The 17,209-nt window shown below is 65.3% G+C and carries 17 protein-coding genes and 1 tRNA gene; 10 read left to right on the forward strand and 8 right to left on the reverse strand.

Annotated elements, in window-relative coordinates; translation table 11 throughout:
• Positions 1–90: 90 nt before the first annotated feature.
• Positions 91–483: an MAPEG family protein gene (locus tag QM467_RS13270; protein ID WP_283366807.1), complete on the reverse strand. Its 393-nt coding sequence runs from the start codon at positions 481–483 to the stop codon at positions 91–93.
• 186 nt (positions 484–669) lie between these two features.
• Between QM467_RS13270 and QM467_RS13275 the strand changes: the two genes are divergently transcribed.
• Both QM467_RS13275 and QM467_RS13280 read left to right on the forward strand, forming a co-directional pair.
• On the forward strand, positions 670–2,361 hold the full coding sequence (locus QM467_RS13275; RefSeq protein WP_283366808.1) for an AMP-binding protein: 1,692 nt from the start codon (positions 670–672) through the stop codon (positions 2,359–2,361).
• Entirely contained in the window at positions 2,358–3,017 is a 660-nt protein-coding gene (locus tag QM467_RS13280; protein ID WP_283366809.1) for a class I SAM-dependent methyltransferase, read from the forward strand. Before QM467_RS13275 ends, QM467_RS13280 begins: the two co-directional genes overlap by 4 nt.
• A gap of 12 nt (positions 3,018–3,029) precedes the next feature.
• Here QM467_RS13280 and QM467_RS13285 read toward each other — a convergent pair whose 3' ends face one another.
• Together QM467_RS13285 and QM467_RS13290 are read right to left on the reverse strand one after the other, a co-directional pair.
• Positions 3,030–3,494, reverse strand: coding sequence for a MaoC family dehydratase (locus QM467_RS13285; protein ID WP_283366810.1), 465 nt, complete (start codon positions 3,492–3,494; stop codon positions 3,030–3,032).
• A gap of 85 nt (positions 3,495–3,579) precedes the next feature.
• On the reverse strand, positions 3,580–4,494 hold the full coding sequence (locus QM467_RS13290; protein ID WP_283366811.1) for a TIGR01459 family HAD-type hydrolase: 915 nt from the start codon (positions 4,492–4,494) through the stop codon (positions 3,580–3,582).
• 117 nt (positions 4,495–4,611) lie between these two features.
• Here QM467_RS13290 and hisS point away from each other — a divergent pair, with 117 nt between their 5' ends.
• From hisS to hisG, 3 genes are all read left to right on the forward strand, one after another.
• Positions 4,612–6,111 carry a histidine--tRNA ligase gene (hisS, locus tag QM467_RS13295; protein WP_283366812.1) on the forward strand — a complete coding sequence of 500 codons (1,500 nt, stop codon included), beginning with the start codon at positions 4,612–4,614 and terminating at the stop codon, positions 6,109–6,111.
• Positions 6,112–6,327: 216 nt separating this feature from the next.
• Positions 6,328–7,431 carry an ATP phosphoribosyltransferase regulatory subunit gene (locus tag QM467_RS13300; protein ID WP_283366813.1) on the forward strand — a complete coding sequence of 368 codons (1,104 nt, stop codon included), beginning with the start codon at positions 6,328–6,330 and terminating at the stop codon, positions 7,429–7,431.
• 1 nt (position 7,432) lies between these two features.
• Positions 7,433–8,401, forward strand: coding sequence for an ATP phosphoribosyltransferase (gene hisG / locus QM467_RS13305; RefSeq protein ID WP_283366814.1), 969 nt, complete (start codon positions 7,433–7,435; stop codon positions 8,399–8,401).
• Here the strand turns inward: hisG and draG are convergent.
• The 3 genes from draG to QM467_RS13320 form a co-directional block, all read right to left on the reverse strand.
• Positions 8,378–9,274 (reverse strand): ADP-ribosyl-[dinitrogen reductase] hydrolase, encoded by an 897-nt coding sequence (gene draG / locus QM467_RS13310; RefSeq protein ID WP_283366815.1) that lies wholly within the window; start codon positions 9,272–9,274, stop codon positions 8,378–8,380. The genes hisG and draG overlap by 24 nt on opposite strands.
• Positions 9,271–10,074 (reverse strand): NAD(+)--dinitrogen-reductase ADP-D-ribosyltransferase, encoded by an 804-nt coding sequence (locus QM467_RS13315; protein ID WP_342395128.1) that lies wholly within the window; start codon positions 10,072–10,074, stop codon positions 9,271–9,273. Before QM467_RS13315 ends, draG begins: the two co-directional genes overlap by 4 nt.
• Positions 10,075–10,155: 81 nt before the next feature.
• Positions 10,156–10,806 (reverse strand): 4'-phosphopantetheinyl transferase family protein, encoded by a 651-nt coding sequence (locus QM467_RS13320; protein WP_283366817.1) that lies wholly within the window; start codon positions 10,804–10,806, stop codon positions 10,156–10,158.
• Between the two features lie 211 nt (positions 10,807–11,017).
• Between QM467_RS13320 and QM467_RS13325 the strand changes: the two genes are divergently transcribed.
• Entirely contained in the window at positions 11,018–12,250 is a 1,233-nt protein-coding gene (locus QM467_RS13325; protein ID WP_283366818.1) for an alpha/beta hydrolase, read from the forward strand.
• Positions 12,251–12,289: 39 nt separating this feature from the next.
• Here the strand turns inward: QM467_RS13325 and QM467_RS13330 are convergent, their stop codons facing one another.
• Positions 12,290–12,811 (reverse strand): c-type cytochrome, methanol metabolism-related, encoded by a 522-nt coding sequence (locus QM467_RS13330; RefSeq protein ID WP_283366819.1) that lies wholly within the window; start codon positions 12,809–12,811, stop codon positions 12,290–12,292.
• A gap of 300 nt (positions 12,812–13,111) precedes the next feature.
• On the opposite strand from QM467_RS13330, the gene QM467_RS13335 reads away from it, so the two are divergent.
• Positions 13,112–13,759 (forward strand): MarC family protein, encoded by a 648-nt coding sequence (locus QM467_RS13335; protein ID WP_283366820.1) that lies wholly within the window; start codon positions 13,112–13,114, stop codon positions 13,757–13,759.
• Between the two features lie 288 nt (positions 13,760–14,047).
• Complete coding sequence (locus QM467_RS13340) at positions 14,048–14,572, forward strand: hypothetical protein (RefSeq protein WP_283366821.1); 525 nt, start codon at positions 14,048–14,050, stop codon at positions 14,570–14,572.
• A gap of 19 nt (positions 14,573–14,591) precedes the next feature.
• Here QM467_RS13340 and QM467_RS13345 read toward each other — a convergent pair.
• Positions 14,592–14,668, reverse strand: a tRNA-Arg gene (locus QM467_RS13345).
• Between the two features lie 99 nt (positions 14,669–14,767).
• Between QM467_RS13345 and QM467_RS13350 the strand changes: the two genes are divergently transcribed.
• Together QM467_RS13350 and QM467_RS13355 are read left to right on the forward strand one after the other, a co-directional pair.
• The gene (locus QM467_RS13350) at positions 14,768–15,595 is read left to right on the forward strand and encodes a thermonuclease family protein (RefSeq protein WP_283366822.1); all 828 of its coding nucleotides are present in this window, start codon (positions 14,768–14,770) and stop codon (positions 15,593–15,595) included.
• Positions 15,596–15,653: 58 nt separating this feature from the next.
• Positions 15,654–17,141, forward strand: coding sequence for a M48 family metalloprotease (locus QM467_RS13355; protein WP_283366823.1), 1,488 nt, complete (start codon positions 15,654–15,656; stop codon positions 17,139–17,141).
• The last annotated feature ends 68 nt before the right edge of the window (positions 17,142–17,209 follow it).

Genomic DNA, 17,209 nt, shown 5'->3' on the forward strand with positions numbered 1-17,209 from the left:
AAAAATCGTCTCACTTAAGAGAAGGCGCCTTTTAACCCCGGCCCGGCCGGAAGTCAATTTTCGCGGGGCCGGCGCGAGGGGCCGTCCGCTTCAATGACCCGTCGCCAGGCGATAGACGATCGCGATGGCGGCGCCGAACAGCAGCACCGCTGCCGCCGTCGCCTGGATCATGAATCCGAGGCTCCGCTTTTCCGGCGCCTCCTCATAGCCCGTCCTGTATAGATAGCGCCCCGCGATCCAGACCACGCCAACGACCCCCGCGATGAGGTCCGAGACGTAAAAGCCAAACAGCCAGAGGCTGGGGATATAGATCGGCAGCCATTCCAGCGTGTTCATCTGCACACGATAAATGCGCTCGAAAACGGGATCGCCGGTCGTGGCCGGCGCACGGACATTGCGGCTTACGCGCGCTCTCGCGACGTCCACGCCCAGAAAGACATAGAAAAGAAGCGACGCGAGAGTGATCAGAGCGGTAAAATGCACAAGCCTTGCTCCCTGGCGCCCGCGGGCCGAAACGATGGACGGCCTCGCCGGTTATGATCATGCTAGGCCTTGGCCCGGAGCGATCCTATCGCGGCGGGAATCGAATATAAACCGGCTTGCCAGACGCGGATGATTTAGTTCATAACTAAACTAACAACCGCGCAAAGCGGCGAGCGGAGGAGACGCATGGAAATTTTCGAGGAGCTCGTGGGCGCGAGGCCCTGGATCGCCCATTATCCGGAGGGCGTTCCCGCCGAAATCGCGCCCGACCCCCACACGACTTTGGTGGACCTGTGGCGGCGCAGCCGCTCCGCCTATGGCCCGCGCGTCGCGCTGGAAAGTTTCGGCGCGCGCATGACCTATGAACAGCTTGGCGCGGCGGCCGACCAGGTGACGGTCTGGCTGCAGGCCGCCGGATTGCGCAAGGGCGACCGCGTCGCGATCATGTCGCCCAATGTGATGGCCTATCCCGCGATCATGCTCGGCGTGCTTCAGGCGGGCGGGACACTCGTCAACGTCAATCCGCTCTACACCTCGCGCGAGCTTGAGTTCCAGATCGTCGACGCGTCGCCGCGCTTCCTCTTCGTGCTGGAAAATTTCGCCGCGACCGTCGCCGCCGTCGCCGATCGCCTGAAGCTGGAGCGCATCGTGCTGATCGCGCCCGGAGACCTGCTCGGCCCCAAGGGCGTCCTGGTCAATTTCGTTTCGCGCCATGTGAAGAAGGCGGTCCCGAAATGCGATCTGCCTCATGCGATCGCCTTTTCCGCCGTGCTGCGCGCGACACGGGGCAAGTCGCCGCGCGCGGTCGAGGTGGCGGCGGATGACATCGCGGTGCTGCAATATACCGGCGGCACCACCGGCTCGGCCAAGGGCGCCATGCTGCTCCACCGCAATCTCGTCGCCAATGTCGAGCAAAGCGCCGCCTGGTTTGCGCCGCAGCTCGCCAAGGTCGGGCCGACGATCATGGTCACCGCCCTGCCGCTCTATCACATCTATGCGCTGACGGCCTGTTTCTGGTTCGAGATGCGCACCGGCGGCTCCTGCCTGCTCGTCGCCAACCCGCGCGACATCCCCGGCTTCGTCAAGATCCTGCGCGGCAGCAGCTTCCATATTCTCGCCGGCGTGAACACGCTCTACAACGTCCTCGCCGACCATCCCGATATCAGGAAGGTCGATTTCAGCTCGGTGGTCTTCTGCGTCGCGGGCGGCATGGCGATGCAGGCGGCGGTCGCGCGCAAATGGCGACAGCTCAGCGGAAAGGCGATCATCGAGGGCTATGGCCTGTCCGAGACCTCGCCCGTGCTCTGCGCCAACCGCCCCGATCTCGAGGAGTTTTCCGGAACGGTCGGCTATCCTTTGCCCTCGACGGAAATCTCGATCCGCAATTCCGCCGGCGAGCCTGTCCCGATGGGCGAAGCCGGAGAAATTTGCGCGCGCGGGCCGCAAGTGATGGCCGGCTATTGGGACCGGCCCATGGCGACCGAGGCCGCCATGACCAAGGACGGCTTTTTCCGTACCGGCGACGTCGCCGTGATGCTGCCCGACGGCCAGTTCAAGATCGTCGACCGCCTCAAGGACGTCATCATCGTCTCGGGCTTCAATGTCTATCCCAATGAGGTTGAGGAAGTGCTGGTCGAGCATCCCAAGGTGCGCGAGGCGGCTGTGATCGGCCGACCGCTCGCCGCAACTGGCGAGGAAGTGATCGCCTTTGTCGTGCCGCGCGAGGATGGCCTGACCGAGGAGGATCTGCGCGCTTTTTGCCGCGAGCGGCTCACCGGCTATAAGGTGCCGCGTGAATTCTTCTTCCGCGACGAACTGCCGAAATCCAATGTCGGCAAGGTTCTGCGCCGCAGCCTCAAGGACAGTCTCGAAAATTGACGCAGATTCTGGACCGAGAGGCCTTCATCCGCGCGCAGACCCGGCTGCTGCCCGTTCCGCATGCGCCGGAGATCTCGCTTTATCTCGCCGACGAGGCCACCGAGCTGTGGCAAAAGACTGAAGAGGAGCTGGGCGAGATCGGCCTGCCGCCGCCCTTCTGGGCCTTCGCCTGGGCCGGCGGGCAGGCGCTGGCGCGCTATCTGCTCGATCATCCCGAAACCGTGGCCGGAAAACGCGTTCTCGACTTCGCCTCGGGATCGGGCCTTGTCGCCATAGCCGCCGCCAGGGCCGGCGCGGCGCAGGCGGAAGGCTGCGACATCGATGAATTCGCCCGCGCCGCCATGAGTCTCAACGCGCAGGCCAATGGTGTCGCGCTCAACGCCAGAATCGAGAACCTGATTGGCCGCGACGAGGGCTGGGACGTCGTCGTCGCGGGCGATGTGTCCTATGAGCGCGACATGGCGCAGAGCGTCACGGACTGGCTCGAGGCCTTGCGCGGGCGCGGCGCCGCGGTGCTGATCGGCGACCCGGGCCGCACCTATCTCGCCCGCGACCGGCTGGAGGCCATCGCGGAATATCGCGTGCCGGTGACCCGCGCGCTGGAGGATTGCGAAATCAAACGCGCGCAGGTCTGGCGTTTTCGTGATGGCGCGTGAGGCGCCCGCCTTTTAGCTGGCGGCGGTTTCCGTCGGGCGCGGCTTTGCCTCGCGCGCGGGGACCATGACGGTCGCCTCCCCATCGAGCACCACCTTGCCGTCCACCGTCGCCTCGCAATGCAGCTTGCAGCGGCGGCCCTTTTCGACCAGCTCGGTGACTTCGACGCTGATGGTCACGACGTCGCCAATCTTGACCGGGCCCTTGAAGTTCAGGGTCTGGTGCAGATAGACCGCGCCGGGGCCAGGCAGATACATCCCGAGCACGGCGGAGATCAGGCTAGCGGTATAGAGGCCATGGGCGATGCGCTCGCCGAAGCGGGTCTTTTTCGCGAAATGGTCCGAGAGATGGATCGGGTTATGGTCGCCCGACAATTCGGCGAAGCCGACGACATCCTCGTTCATGACGGTCTTCATCAAGGTTTCGCGCATGCCGACGCTGAGATCCTCGAAATAATAGGTCTTGAACGGCTCGGACATGTTCTGGCTTTCCCTTGTGAGTTTTGCAGGCCGGCGCGACAGAAACGCCCCGCCGCACAAAAGTCCATAGGTCCTTATGGGGTAGTCACCAGGCGAGGCGGCCGATCCGATAGACCGGGGTCACCCCATGGCTCGCCACGAACTGCTTGTAGGCGTCGGCGTCGAGCGCGCCGGCGTCCGGGCCGTGCAGTTCGACGCGATGAATGCCCTGCGTGACCAGCAGGCTGTCGAGGCCCATGGTCGCCGCGCCGGCGATATCGGTATGGATGGCGTCGCCGATGGCGAGGATGCGGTCGATGTCCAGCGGCTTGCCGCGCGCCTGTTCCAGCAGGCCGATCGCCATGCGATAGATCGGCGCATAGGGCTTGCCGGCCTGTTCGACCACGCCGCCCAGCGCCTCATAGCGTTCGGCGAGCGCCCCGGCGCAATAGACGAGCTGTTCGCCGCGATAGACCACGAGGTCCGGATTGGCGCAGATCATCGGCAGGTTTTTCGCGCGGCAGGCGACGAGCACGGCCTCGTAATCGGCCGGGGTTTCAATCGTGTCCTCGTTCAGGCCCGTGCAGACGGCGAAATCAGCCTCTTCCAGCGCGACCGGGGCGACATCATGCGCGGTCAGCGCGGCGGCGGCGGCGAAAACCGGCCGATCGCGCTCAGGGCCGATATGATAGGGCCGTCCGGGCGCGCGCGCGGCGATGGCGTGGGCGCAGACGTCGCCCGAGGTGGCGATGGAATCATAGCAATCGGCGCCGACGCCGAGCGAGGCCAGCTGCTCCGCCACTTCGCCCTTGGGGCGCGGAGCGTTGGTGACAAGCGTTATCGTCTTGCCGCGGCGCCGCAATTCTCGCAGAGCCTCGACGGCGGCGGGGAAGCTGCGCTCGCCATTGTGCAGCACGCCCCAGATATCGCACAGGAAGGCGTCGTAGCGGTCCTGGGCCTGGGCGAGACCGGTCAGGGCGATAGCGTCCGCCGACTCGCGATTTTTGAAATTGCCGGTCATGCCATGCGGCTAAAGGGCGGGGCCCCTGCTGTCAAGGCGCACGATGAACCGCCGCCGCAAAGGCTTGTCTGCGCCCGCGCCCGCGCATAAGAGAAGCGCAAGGACGGAACAATCATCATGACACAAGACAAGCCCGGCTCGCCCAACGTCAAAGCGCGCCTGCCGCGCGGCCTCGCCGATCGCGGCGCCGACGAAATCGCCGCCGTCGACGCCATGCTCGCGGCGATCCGGCAGATCTACGAACTCTATGGCTTCGAGGCGGTCGAGACGCCCGCCATGGAATATACCGACGCGCTCGGCAAGTTCCTGCCCGATCAGGACCGCCCCAACGAGGGCGTATTCTCCTTCCAGGACGACGACGAGCAGTGGCTATCGCTGCGCTATGACCTCACTGCGCCGCTCGCTCGCCATTTCGCGGAAAATTTCGAGAGCCTGCCCAAGCCCTATCGCTCCTTTCGCGGCGGCTATGTCTTCCGTAACGAAAAGCCGGGCCCGGGCCGCTTCCGCCAGTTCCTGCAATTCGACGCCGACACCATCGGCTCGGCCAGCCCCGCCGCCGACGCCGAACTCTGCATGATGGCCGCCGACACATTGGAAAACCTGGGCATCGCGCGCGGCGACTATTGCATCAAGGTCAACAACCGCAAGATTCTCGACGGCGTGATGGAGGCGATCGGCCTCGGTGCGCCGGAAGACGCCGGCCGCCGTCTGGTCGTGCTGCGCGCCATCGACAAGCTCGACCGCCTCGGCCCGGAGGGCGTCCACGCCCTGCTCGGGCACGGCCGCAAGGACGAATCCGGCGATTTCACCAAGGGCGCGGGGCTCGGCGCGGCGGCCATCGACAAGGTTCTGGCCTTCACGGCGGCGCGGCGCTCCAACAACGCCCAGACACTGGAAGCGCTGGAAGCGATCGTCGCGACCTCCGCGCGCGGCATGGAGGGCGTCGCGGAGCTGCGCGCCATCGACGATCTCGCCAAGGCCGGCGGCTATAACGAAAATCGCGTCAGCCTCGACCCCTCGGTCGTGCGCGGGCTGGAATATTACACCGGTCCGGTGTTCGAGGCCGATCTCTCCATCGCGGCGAGCGATGACAAGGGCCAGCCGATCCGCTTCGGCTCGGTCGGCGGCGGCGGCCGTTACGACGGACTGGTGGCGCGCTTCCGGGGCGAGGACGCGCCCGCGACTGGCTTCTCCATTGGCGTGTCGCGGCTCTACGCCGCGCTCAAGGCGATCAAGTCGCCGCTGGTCGCGCGCCCGCCGCATAATGGCCCTGTGGTCGTGCTGGTCATGGACCGCGACCAGATCGCCCATTACCAGGCTCTGGTCGGGCGGCTGCGCGAGTCCGGCATACGGGCCGAACTCTATCTCGGCGCGGCGGGCATGAAGGCGCAGATGAAATATGCCGACCGCCGCAAGAGCCCCTGCGTCGTCATTCAGGGCTCCAACGAGCGCGAACGCGGCGAAGTGCAGATCAAGGACCTGATCGACGGCGCGCAGGCTTCTTCGGCCATCGCCTCGAACGAGGAATGGAAGGCGGCGCGTCCGGCGCAGGTTTCCGTTTCCGAGGACAATCTGGTCGCCGTCGTGCGGGAAATCCTCGAACGCCACGGCCTGTAATGCCGAGGGGCATTGAAATGTCCCTCGGCATCCGCGCCGACTGGCCAAATGTTTAATTCCTCGGGCGGCTGACGCCGCCGGGCGCCTCGACCTTTGATTTATCAGGGGCGGGGCAAAGGTATGTGCAATTCCCGTTCACCCTTCACGGTGAAAGGGGATGCGCGCCTTGCGCGCTTTTGCTAGGTCTGCGTGGCACTTTACGAGCTTGGAGCAGTTATGAGCGGCGGTCGGGATCAAAAAGGCGAGGCTTTCCTGCAGAGGCTCGAAGCCGCGGGCTATCAGCCCTGCGACCCGGCCGTGCTGCAGCCGGCCTCGGTCTTCCTTTCGCTGTCCGGCGAGGACATGCGCGGCCGCCTGCTGCAAACCTCGGACGGCGCTGGCGGGGACTATTGCTTGCGGCCGGAATTCACCATTCCGGTTTCGCTGGCCTATCTCGCTTCGGCGCAGGCCGGCGAAGCCGCCGCCTTCTGCTGTTACGGCCCGGTGTTCCGCCAGCGTTCGGGCCTTTCGCCAGAATTTCCGCAGGCCGGGCTGGAAAGCTTCGGCCGCGCCGACCGCGAGGCCGCCGACGCCGAAATTCTCGCCCTTGCGCTTGAGGCGGCGGGCGGCGTCTCGGAAAGCTGGCGCATTCGCATCGGCGACGCCGGCCTGCTCGCGGCCCTGCTGGAAAAATTGAGCCTGCCGCCGGTCTGGCTGCGCCGCCTGCGCGGCGGCCTCGCCAAAGGCCAAAAGATCGCCGAGATTCTCGCACCGGTCGCCGCGCGCGGCGACCATTCCGGCGTGCTCGCCGCGCTCGACGGCGCCGACAAGGCGGGCGCCCGCGCGCTGGTCGAGGATCTGCTGAAGATCGCCGGCATTTCGGCTCTCGGCGGCCGCACCCCGGGCGAGATCGCCGAACGCTTTCTCGAACAATCGGCCCTGCGCTCCAGCGCCGGTCTCGACGACGGCAGGCGCGGGCTGCTGGAGCAATTCTTCGCCATCGAGGGCCAGCCCGATCGGGCCTCGGCGCAGTTGCGCGCCTTGTTCGCGGCGGCGGATGTCGATCTCGGCGCGGAAATGGAAAGCTTCGACCAGCGGCTGAACTTCATGGCGGCGCGCGGCGTCGATCTGGATTCGGTCGCCTTTTCCGCCTCCTTCGCGCGCAATCTGGATTATTATACCGGCTTCGTCTTCGAGGCCTCGCCCGCGGGAAACGAGTCGGGCGACCCCGCCATCGGCGGCGGGCGCTACGACCGCCTGCTGTCCACACTCGGCGCCAAGGCGGATATTCCCGCCGTCGGCGCCGCGATCTGGATCGAGCGGCTGAACGGAGCGAAATAAGATGAGCGACAAACTCGTTCTGGCCGTTCCGTCCAAGGGCCGGTTGCAGGAAAACGCCAACGCCTTTTTCGCCCGCGCCGGCCTGACCGTGACGACGGGGCGCGGCGCGCGCGACTATCGCGGCGCCCTGACAGGGGTCGACAATGTCGAGGTCGCCTTCCTGTCGGCCTCCGAAATCGTCAAGAACCTCGCCTCCGGCGCCGCTCATTTCGGCGTCACTGGCGAGGATCTGGTGCGCGAGGCGCAGGCCGAGAGCAAGGTCGCGCTGTTGACGCCGCTGGGCTTTGGCCACGCCAATGTCGTCGTCGCCGTCCCGCAGGCCTGGATCGACGTGCGCAACATGGCCGATCTCGAAGACGTCGCCTCGGCCTTCCGCGCGCGGAGCGGCGAGCGCATGCGCGTCGCCACCAAATATGTAAACACCACCCGCGCCTTCTTCCGCGACAAAGGCGTGACCGACTACCACATCGTGGAAAGCCTCGGCGCCACCGAAGGCGCCCCGGCGGCGGGCCAGGCCGAGCTGATCGTGGACATCACCTCGACCGGCGCGACCCTCGTCGCCAATGGCCTGAAAGTGCTCGACGACGGCGTGATCCTGCGCTCGGAGGCCAATCTGGTCGCCGCGCTCGGCGCGGAATGGTCGCCCGCGCAACGGGAGTTGGCGCGCAAGATCCTGTCGCGCATCGCCGCCGAGGAAGAAGCGCGCAACAGCCGTGAAATCGTCGCCGTGCTCGAACAAGAGCCGTCAGGGCTCGAGGATGGACTGCTCGCCTTCGGCGCGAAGGTCCGCCGTCGCGGCGGCAATGGCCGCGCCATCTTCACGGCGCCGAAAGCCCAGGCCCCGGCCTTGGCCGACTGGCTGATAGGACAGGGCGCCGAGGAAGTCGTGGTGCGCCCGGTCGATTATGTCTTCACCCGGGTCAATCCGCTCCATGAGAGGCTGACGTCACGGCTCGACGCGGTCCGGTAGCGCAAGGAGCGACGGAACCTGGGCGCGGATTTCCGCGACCACGGCGGCGTCCAGCCGCTCCAGCCATTCCCTCGGCAGCGCCGCGAGGCCATAGGTCGCGCCTGCGAGCATGCCGGCGATCGCGCCCGTCGTATCGGCGTCGCCGCCCTGATTGACCGTGGCGATCACGCATTCCGAGAAGCTTTCCGCGCCGAAATAGCAATGCAGCACGGTCTGCATGGTGTCGACGATGAAGGCCGAGGTCCGGCCGCGATAGGGCGCGAACTGGAAGGCCGGCGTCGCGGCGGCCAGTTCGTCGGCCAGCGCGCGGGCGCCCGCCTTGCCCTCGCCCGCGACCAGAACATGGACCATGCGCGTCAGAGCCAGGCAGGCCGAATCGGACAGAGGATGATGATGGGTGATGCGGCTCTGGCCGAGCGTCCAGTCCTCGGTCATTTCCGGTCGGGCCAATGTCGCCAGCGCCACGGGCAGCAGCCGCATGGCGGCGCCATTGCCGGCGTCGCCTTCCGAAAAATCCCCGCAGGTCGCGCCGTGAACGATATAGCGGCGGATGCCGCGCCGGCAGGTGTTGCCGACGTCCGGCGGATGGCTGCGCAGCCAGGCGGCGAATTCCTCGCAGACGTCGCGGGCGTCGAAGCCGCCGCGCCGGATCAGGGAACGACCGAGCGCCAGAGACATTTGCGTGTCGTCGGTCACGTCGCCGGGCTTCAGCTTCAGCCAGCCGCCGCCGATGATCTTCTTGTGCACGCCATAGGCGGACGCGATCTCGCCGCGCGTCATGAATTCGACGGTCGCGCCCAGGGCGTCGCCGATGGCGAGGCCGAGAAAGGCGGCGAGCGCGCGGTCGTCGCGGCTGCTGGATCGAGCGGTCACAACCGGCGCGCCTCCGCTTGATAGTCGCCGCCGATGAGCAGAACTTCGCCCTCGCCCTTGAGCGGATGCGACGGCAGCAATTCATTGAAGAACAGGATTTTCGCCACCGGCGCGCGCACGGTCAGGATGGTGTCGCCGAAACAGCTCGCCACATCGCGTTCGCTGGAGAAGGAGACGAGATTGTTGAAGCGCAGGGTCACGCGTCCGTCGCCGCGTCGCTCGTAAATGGAATGGTCCTCCAGCGCGTTGACGCCGCGATGCAGGGTGAGATGTGTCGCGCCCGGCGCAAAATATTTCGCCAGCGCCCATTGGCAGAATTCAAACAGCAGGTCGAGCTGGGTCTGAATCGAATTATTGTGGAAGCGGCTCGACATTTTCTCTTCGACATAGGTTGTCCAGACCGGGCTGGAAATGCGGCGCATCGGCTGTTTGTGAAAGGTCGGGAACAGGCCGAAACGGCTTTCCACCCAACCTTTCAGCACCGCGCCCTCGACGCCATTGCTGTCGAAGCCCCAGCCCCGGATCAGCTTCAGGAAGGATGAGCGATAGCGGCGCGGCCGGCCCGGCGCCGGGGTTTCCTTCTGCTCGGGGTCGATGCCGAACATGGCGTTCATGTAGAGCGTGAAGGCCTGCGCGGCTTCGGCGGCGTTTTCAGCTTCGCCCAGCATTTCGAACAGGTCGCGGTTGAATTCGCGCACGCCGGAAATGCGCAGCGGCAGCGGCGCGTCGTTATAGTCGCAGCTGGCGAGAAATTCGGTCGGCAGTCCGACGAGATTGGTCGAATGGCCGATCCAGCGCATTGGCCCGTTCACAGATCGAGGATTCGACTTCTGCAATAGCATTTTCACGCGCCCAGCAAAGCCCTTTTGCGCGCCCCGCCCTCAGGCGCTGGCCGATGGGATGAAGGCCAGGGCCGCCACATGGCCGTCGATCTGGCCCGACGCCTTCACCTTGACGCGGACAGCCCGGCCCGAACGCACATAGGCGACCTGGCTTTCGACATCGACCTCGATGTCCTGAAAGTCGAGAAAAACCCCATCAAGCGGATGAACGGCCTTGAACACCGCTTCCTTCGCCACGAATAGGACCCGGCTGCGCAGGAAAGCGCGCTCATAGCGGGATCGTTCGGCGGGCGTCGCGACGAGATCGACCATTTCGGCAGGCAAGTCTTCATCCGGCTCGATGTCGATCCCAATGCCCGCGAAGTCCCGCGCACGCGCGATCGCGGCAATCGCCACGCGGTCGTCATGGGCCAGCGAGCCGACAACGCCCTCGGGCCAAAGCGGCGCGCCGGACGCCGCCTTGCCGATCGCGGCGCCGTCATGACCGAGGCGACACAGCAGCCCGCGCGCGAGGGCGCGGGCGGCGCCGCTCTGCCGTCGCGATTGTTCGGACGCCATCTGGAAATCAAGGGCCTCCCCGGCAAGCAACTCGCCGGCGTCGCCCGCCAGGATTCGGCGGTGGGCAATGAAAATTCCTGGCTCGGCCAGCCCCGCCGCGACGTTGATGATCAGATCCCTGTCAGCGCCCATGCCACTCCCTTCGCCCCGACTGGATCGGATCGCCCACATCAAGGCGACGGCAGCGGCGCACGCATATGTCCATTTACGGCCAAAATCACGCGCAGGCAAAAAGGCGTGGACGGCAGCGCGAACCGGCGGACCACTGGCGATTGCGCACGCAGGCGACTTTCATCTTCTGATATAAGACAACGATCGAGGTCTGACGAAAGAGGGTCCGGCTTTGCGTGGAACAGGCGTTATTATCCTCCTCGCCCTGGGACTTTCGGGCTGCGCGACCTCGGAGGGCTTTCTCGTCCCCATCCCGTCCGACACGCATGCGCCCGGCACGACCCATGTCGAAATGGTCGTTGCGACGACGCGGACGAAAGCGGAATCGTCCGCCTTTCTGTTTGGCGGCGGCCGCGCGCCGGACGTCGCCTTCGCCGACATGGTCGTTTCGATCCCGCCCGACGCCAACCGCAAGATCGGCGAAGTCGAGTGGCCGCGCCAACCGCCCGGCAATCCCGAAACGGAATTCGTGACCCTCAAGTCCGAGATCGTCACGAAGGACCAGGCCGAAGCCTCGTTCTCGCGCCTGCTCGGCCAGTCGCGCGAGAAGCAGGCGCTGGTCTTCGTGCATGGCTTCAACAACCGCTACGAGGACGCGGTCTACCGCTTCGCCCAGATCCTGCATGATTCCGGCGCGCGCGCGGACGTCGCGCCGATTCTGTTCACCTGGCCGTCGAAAGGCAAGATTTCCGCCTATAATTACGATCGCGACAGCGCCAATTATTCGCGCGACGCGCTTGAGGCGCTATTGCGCGATTTGAGCAAGGACCCTCAGGTCAAGGCGGTCACCGTGCTGGCCCATTCGATGGGCAATTGGGTGACTCTGGAGGCGCTGCGGCAGATGGCGATCCGCGACGGCCGCGTCGCCCCGAAAATCAGGCTGGTCATGCTCGCGGACGCCGATGTCGACGTCGATATCGCGCGGCAGCAATTCGCCACGCTCGGACCCCGGCGCCCGCATATCGTGCTGTTCGTGTCCGAGAACGACCGCGCGCTGGCGGCGTCGCGGGCGCTCTGGCAGGCGCCGCGACTGGGGGCCATTGATCCCGAAGTCGCGCCATACAAGAGCATGATCGAACAGGAGCATTTGTCGGTCGTCGACATGACCCGCTTGCCCTCGCATGATTTTTTCAATCACGGCAAATTCGCCGAGGATCCACGCGTCGTCGAACTCATCGGCCGCAGGATCGCGGCGGGCCAGACGCTGACCGATCAGCGCGTCGGCGTCGGGGCCCGGATGATGCAGGTGACAGCGGGCGCGGCGGGTTCGGTCGGGAATGCCGCCGGCCTGATCCTTTCCGCCCCCGTCGCCATCGTCGATCCGGAAACGCGAGGCAGTTTCGGCGACCAGATCGACCAGTTCGGACAATCCGTGCGACAGATCGGCGCAAGCGGTCTCCAATGAAACCGCAGATACAGGAATGCGACGTGACGGACGTCGGAATTAACCGCCCAGGCAGGAATTCAGTTTTTTTTCGTAATCCGCCGGCCTGGCCTCTAATTTGTCCGGCCAGCCCCTGCCAAGCGCTCCGTCGGAACGGGCCCTCAAATAGATATAGATTGCGTCGATGTAACACATGACGTTCCTGTTGAGGCCGAAGGAAGGCATCACCAGTTCCTGGGAACTGCTGATATTTTTCTTCCCGCCGATAATAATTCCCATCGCGTCGGACGTGTTCAACGACTTCAACGCATCGACCAGCGAAGGCGCATAGCTCGATCCGAGCGCATCGGGACCGTGGCATTGCAGGCAATTGGCGCCATACATCGTGTAGCCGATGTAAGTGTACCAATCTACCGTGCCGTCTTTCTCGATCTTGTAGGTGGGATTTCCCTGCTTATCGAAATATTCGCCATCCGTTGAAGTCGCCGGCGTCGGGTTTCCGGCGCCATCCGAATGGGCGGCGCTCGCTCCGAAAATGGCGCACGCCGTGAGCAGCCAGCGCAAAAACGCGGAAGTCCTCATCGAAGCGCTCCCTTATCTATTGAGCGAGGTCGCATTGGCGAATGCGAGAACGCCGGCGTTGCGCCCGTTATGTATTGTTTCGAAATCGCGCCGCTTCGCTGAATTTCAATTTATAGCTGGACGCTAAGGCCTTACAAGCTAAAGCGCGACAGGCGGCGGCTTGTGTCTGGCGAGGTCCATCATAATCGGCGGGCAGACGAAAGATGGCGCCGCAAGCCCGAGGATGCGGCGCGACGACGAGCGTTTGCGACGAAGGCGGCGTCGCCTTATCATCCCGCCATTCCCATCAGGAGCCGGCCTGTGCCCCTTTTCCTCGCCACCTTCACGACCCTGCTGGCGATCATCAATCCCTTCGAGGCGCTGCCGGTCTATCTGGGCTTCGCCGCGCGGCTGGACGACAAGGCGCGCCGCTCGCTCGCCTTCCGGTCGTGCCTTTACGCGCTCATGCTGATGTTCTTCTTCCTGATCTTCGGAACCCTGCTGCTGAAGGTGTTCGGCGTGCCGTTGGCCATGGTCCGGATCGCCGGCGGCATCATCCTTACCCGCCTCGGCTTCCAACTGTTCTCATCGCCCTCCTCGGTCGGCGGCGCCGGCTCGGGCAAGGGTGAAAGCGCTGAGCAGAGCGACGCCGCCTTCGTTCCTCTGGCCATGCCCATCATGTTCGGGCCAGGCGCCATGGCGACGATCCTGGGCATGACCTCGCAGGTCAAGAACTCGGCTTCGGAATTGACGGGCCTCGTCGCGGTCTCGGCGGCGCTGGTGGCGACCATGGGCGTGACCTACCTGATCCTCGCCAGCGCCAAGCAGCTGCAGCAGCGGCTTGGGCCGCGCGGGATCGATGCGGCGACGCGCATCGTCGGCTTCTTCGTCGCCGCCATGGGCATCGGCATGGCCTTCGACGGAATCATCGAAGCGCTCCAGATGCACGGGGTGACCAGCCTTCATTGAGGTCTTTTGACGCGATCCGCATGACCCGCAAATTCATATATCAAGATCGAAGGAGAGCCCGGATGTCGGTGATGGCGATCCGAGCCGCCGAGTTATGTTGGGCGCGCTCGCGCTTTCGCCGGCCCTAAAGCGCGCCCTCATGGAAGCAGGACGGCTGGTTCGTCATCAGCGTGAAAGACGACCGGAAACGGATCTTCGGCGTCGAATGGATGCGCGCCCCCATCGCGACGCCAAATCCTGGAAAAGGCGCTACACTCTCCCGAATGCTGATGTTGAAAGGCCAATGCGATGAGTGAAGCCGAAACCACGACTCCGGGCTTGCTGCGCGCGGAATTGCCTTACGCGCTCATGCTGGCGGGGGCTTTCGTCGGCGTCGCGCTCAATAATTTTTCCGGGGGCCCCACCCTGCTGTACTGGCAATTGCTGGCGCCCGCCTATGCGCTGGTCTGCATTCTGGCCGGCTGGGAGAAAGACGAGCCCGCGCCCGACCACATGCGGCTTATCAGGACACAGGCCATCCACTGGCTGGCCTGTTTCGTCGCCATGCGTCTGCTGTTCCTGCCGCAGATCCGGGGCGTCCTCAACGACAACGCCACCGGACTGGCGCTGCTGATCGTGCTCGCCCTGTCGACCTTCCTGGCCGGCCTGCACGCGAACGCCTGGCGGATCGCCGTGGTAGGCGTGTTGCTGGCCGTCGCGGCGCCTGCCGCCGCCTGGGTCGAACAATCCGCGCTGCTGCTCTCCGCGGAAGCGCTCGTGATCCTGGCGATTGGCGCGCTGTTTTTCTGGATCAGGGCGAAAATGCGCGCCTGATCCATTTTCGCGTTGGAAATGGCGTCCCGGAAGGGATTCGAACCCCTGACCTACGGTTTAGGAAACCGTTGCTCTATCCTGCTGAGCTACCGGGACGCATGATCGCGCCCCTGCCTATCACAAAATTCGGCGCGGAAAAACAGGGCGCCGCGCAATGATGCTAAGCTCATGCATCGTTTTAACCCGCTCTTCCGAATGCGCCGCCCATCCTCCTTGATCGCCGCCCTGTTCTGGCTTGCCGCACTGGCGCCCGCTCCCGCTGCGCCGCCGGGTTGCGATGTCTCCGGCGCGCGCGGACCGGCGCGGCTCGACCGAATCGGCGAGCGGCTCGATCTCGTCCTCGCCGATGGCCGTCTGGTCTATTTCCCGACGCTCGAACCACCGCGCGCGACGGCCGCCGCGCTGAAACGCCCGCAGGATGTGGCTGCGGTACTGACCGCCTTGCTCGCGGGCAAGACCTTGCTGGTCCTCCCACTGGCTAGCCCCGACCGCTGGGGCCGCCTCCCGGTAAGACTATTTATCGAGGGCGAGAGCGAATCGGCTGACGAGACGCTGGCGGCGGCGGGGCTCGTCATGGCCAGCGCCGAGCCGGGCGCCTGCGGCTCCGGCGTGCTGGCGGCCGAGCGGGAGGCGCGCGCGGTGAAACTCGGGATCTGGACCGATCCCGCCTTCGCCCCCCTCGCGCCCGATGATGCGGCGGCTTTTTTCGCCCGCGCGGGGACCTTGGCGATTATCGAGGGTCAGATTCGCTCGGTCGGCCGCACCAATCCGCGTCTTTACCTCAATTTCGCGGCGCGGCGCGGCGGCGCCGCGCTGGTCATCGCCCGGCGCAACCTCCCGGCCTTTGAACGCGCCGGCTTTTCCGACAAGACACTGGTCAACCGGCAGGTCCGCGCCCGCGGCGTCGTCGAGATCGGACCTTCGCCGCAAATCGAATTGTTTCATCCCGGGCAAATCGAGTTTATTGAAGAGACGCAGCGGAGCGCAGGCGTTAAAAACGCGGAATCGCCGGAGCGGAATTGATAGGATTTGATTGCGGCGCCCGCCATCGCGCGGACGCAAAACCTGGGCGGCGGGCGTAATGACGGCGGGCGGACGCAAATTGCTGCGGCGGCGAGGGGGCCGTTTGCCGGCCGGCCTTGCCCTGCCGCAACTCGCGGCCCTGCTGCTGCTTGCAGGCTGCGCCACGCTGGAGCGCCAGGGGGCGGTGCCGCAGGCGCCCATGCCGACCGCCGCGCCAAAGGCGCTGGGCGACACGCCGGATGAAATCGAACGCAAGAAGCTGATCGCGCTCTATGGCGGCGATTATCGCTGGCCCAAGGCGGAGAACTATCTCAACGAGGTTCTCGTCCGGCTCGCCAAGGCGAGCGACACGCCGACCCAGCCTTATCGCGTGACCATTCTCAATTCGGCGGTCGTCAACGCCTTCGCCTTGCCGACTGGCGATTTGTTCGTGACGCGCGGCCTGCTCGCCCTGGCCAATGACACGTCCGAGGTCGCGGCGGTCATGGCCCATGAAATCTCCCATGTCGCCGCCCGCCACGCCTTTCTGCGCGCCGAGCAGGAAAAGACCGCCGCCGTCATCACCCAGGCGGCCCGGGTCATTCAGAACCGGCAAAAAGGCGAGGAAGTCCAGGCCAGCGCAGCCCAGACCATCGCGGGCTATTCCCGCCAGCAGGAGCTGGACGCCGATCGGATGGGCATCGCGGTCATTGCGCGCGCGGGCTACGATCCCTTCGGCGCCGCGCGCTTCCTCAATTCTCTGGCGCGCTCCAGCGGCATGCGCGCGGCCCTGATCGGACAGAAGGACGGATCGAAGCCGGACATTCTCGCCACCCATCCCTCGACGCCCGAGCGCATTGCGGCGGCGCTTCAGGCCGCCAGGCAGATCGGCGCCCCCGGCGTGGGCGAGGCGGCGCGCCCGCAATATCTGGCGGCGATCGACGGCATGACCTATGGCGACGATCCCAAGGACGGCTCGATCCGCGGTCACAAATTCCTCCATCCCCGCCTCGGCTTTTCCTTCGAGGCGCCGGAAGGCTATGCCCTCGAAAATTCGGCCCAGGCCGTGCTCGGCGTGGCCGACGGCGGCGCCGAGGCCTTGCGTTTCGACAGCGTGCGCGCGCCGAAAGACAAGACCCTGACCGATTATCTGACCTCGGGCTGGATCGACGGCCTGCTTACCTCGTCGATCCATTCGGGAACCGTGAACGGCCTGCCCGCGGTTTTCGCGGACGCCCGCGCGGGAGAATGGAACTTCCGCGTCGCCGTCATCTCCTTCCACGACGACATCTATCGAATCATCTTCGCGGTCCGGGACCTCAGCGATGCGGCCAACAAGAAATTCGACGATTCGATCAACAGCTTCCGCGCGATCACGCCGGAGGAGGAAAAGCTGGCGCTGCCGCTGCGCCTGCGCCTCGCCGTCGCCGGACCAAACGACACCGCCGCCAATCTGGCGGCGAAAATGGTCCTGACGGACCGGCCGCTCGAACAGTTCCAGCTTCTGAACGGCCTCGAAGGCGAGCAACTGAAGGCGGACGATTCTTACAAGATCGTCGCCAACTGATTTTCCATCGCTACTTCGCCGAATGAAAAAAGCGGCGGGCTTTTGGCCCGCCGCCTGTTTTTTTTTGC

The organism is Rhodoblastus sp. 17X3 (assembly GCF_030056575.1).
GTDB lineage: Bacteria > Pseudomonadota > Alphaproteobacteria > Rhizobiales > Beijerinckiaceae > Rhodoblastus.

Excerpts from the sequence above, each read along its gene's own strand:
- QM467_RS13275 (WP_283366808.1), top strand. The coding sequence starts at position 670 with ATGGAAATTTTCGAGGAGCTCGTGGGCGCGAGGCCCTGGATCGCCCAT.
- QM467_RS13285 (WP_283366810.1), bottom strand. The coding sequence starts at position 3,494 with ATGTCCGAGCCGTTCAAGACCTATTATTTCGAGGATCTCAGCGTCGGC.
- QM467_RS13290 (WP_283366811.1), bottom strand. The coding sequence starts at position 4,494 with ATGACCGGCAATTTCAAAAATCGCGAGTCGGCGGACGCTATCGCCCTG.
- hisS (WP_283366812.1), top strand. The coding sequence starts at position 4,612 with ATGACACAAGACAAGCCCGGCTCGCCCAACGTCAAAGCGCGCCTGCCG.
- QM467_RS13300 (WP_283366813.1), top strand. The coding sequence starts at position 6,328 with ATGAGCGGCGGTCGGGATCAAAAAGGCGAGGCTTTCCTGCAGAGGCTC.
- hisG (WP_283366814.1), top strand. The coding sequence starts at position 7,433 with ATGAGCGACAAACTCGTTCTGGCCGTTCCGTCCAAGGGCCGGTTGCAG.
- QM467_RS13315 (WP_342395128.1), bottom strand. The coding sequence starts at position 10,074 with ATGCGCTGGATCGGCCATTCGACCAATCTCGTCGGACTGCCGACCGAA.
- QM467_RS13320 (WP_283366817.1), bottom strand. The coding sequence starts at position 10,806 with ATGGGCGCTGACAGGGATCTGATCATCAACGTCGCGGCGGGGCTGGCC.
- QM467_RS13330 (WP_283366819.1), bottom strand. The coding sequence starts at position 12,811 with ATGAGGACTTCCGCGTTTTTGCGCTGGCTGCTCACGGCGTGCGCCATT.
- QM467_RS13340 (WP_283366821.1), top strand. The coding sequence starts at position 14,048 with ATGAGTGAAGCCGAAACCACGACTCCGGGCTTGCTGCGCGCGGAATTG.
- QM467_RS13350 (WP_283366822.1), top strand. The coding sequence starts at position 14,768 with ATGCGCCGCCCATCCTCCTTGATCGCCGCCCTGTTCTGGCTTGCCGCA.
- QM467_RS13355 (WP_283366823.1), top strand. The coding sequence starts at position 15,654 with ATGACGGCGGGCGGACGCAAATTGCTGCGGCGGCGAGGGGGCCGTTTG.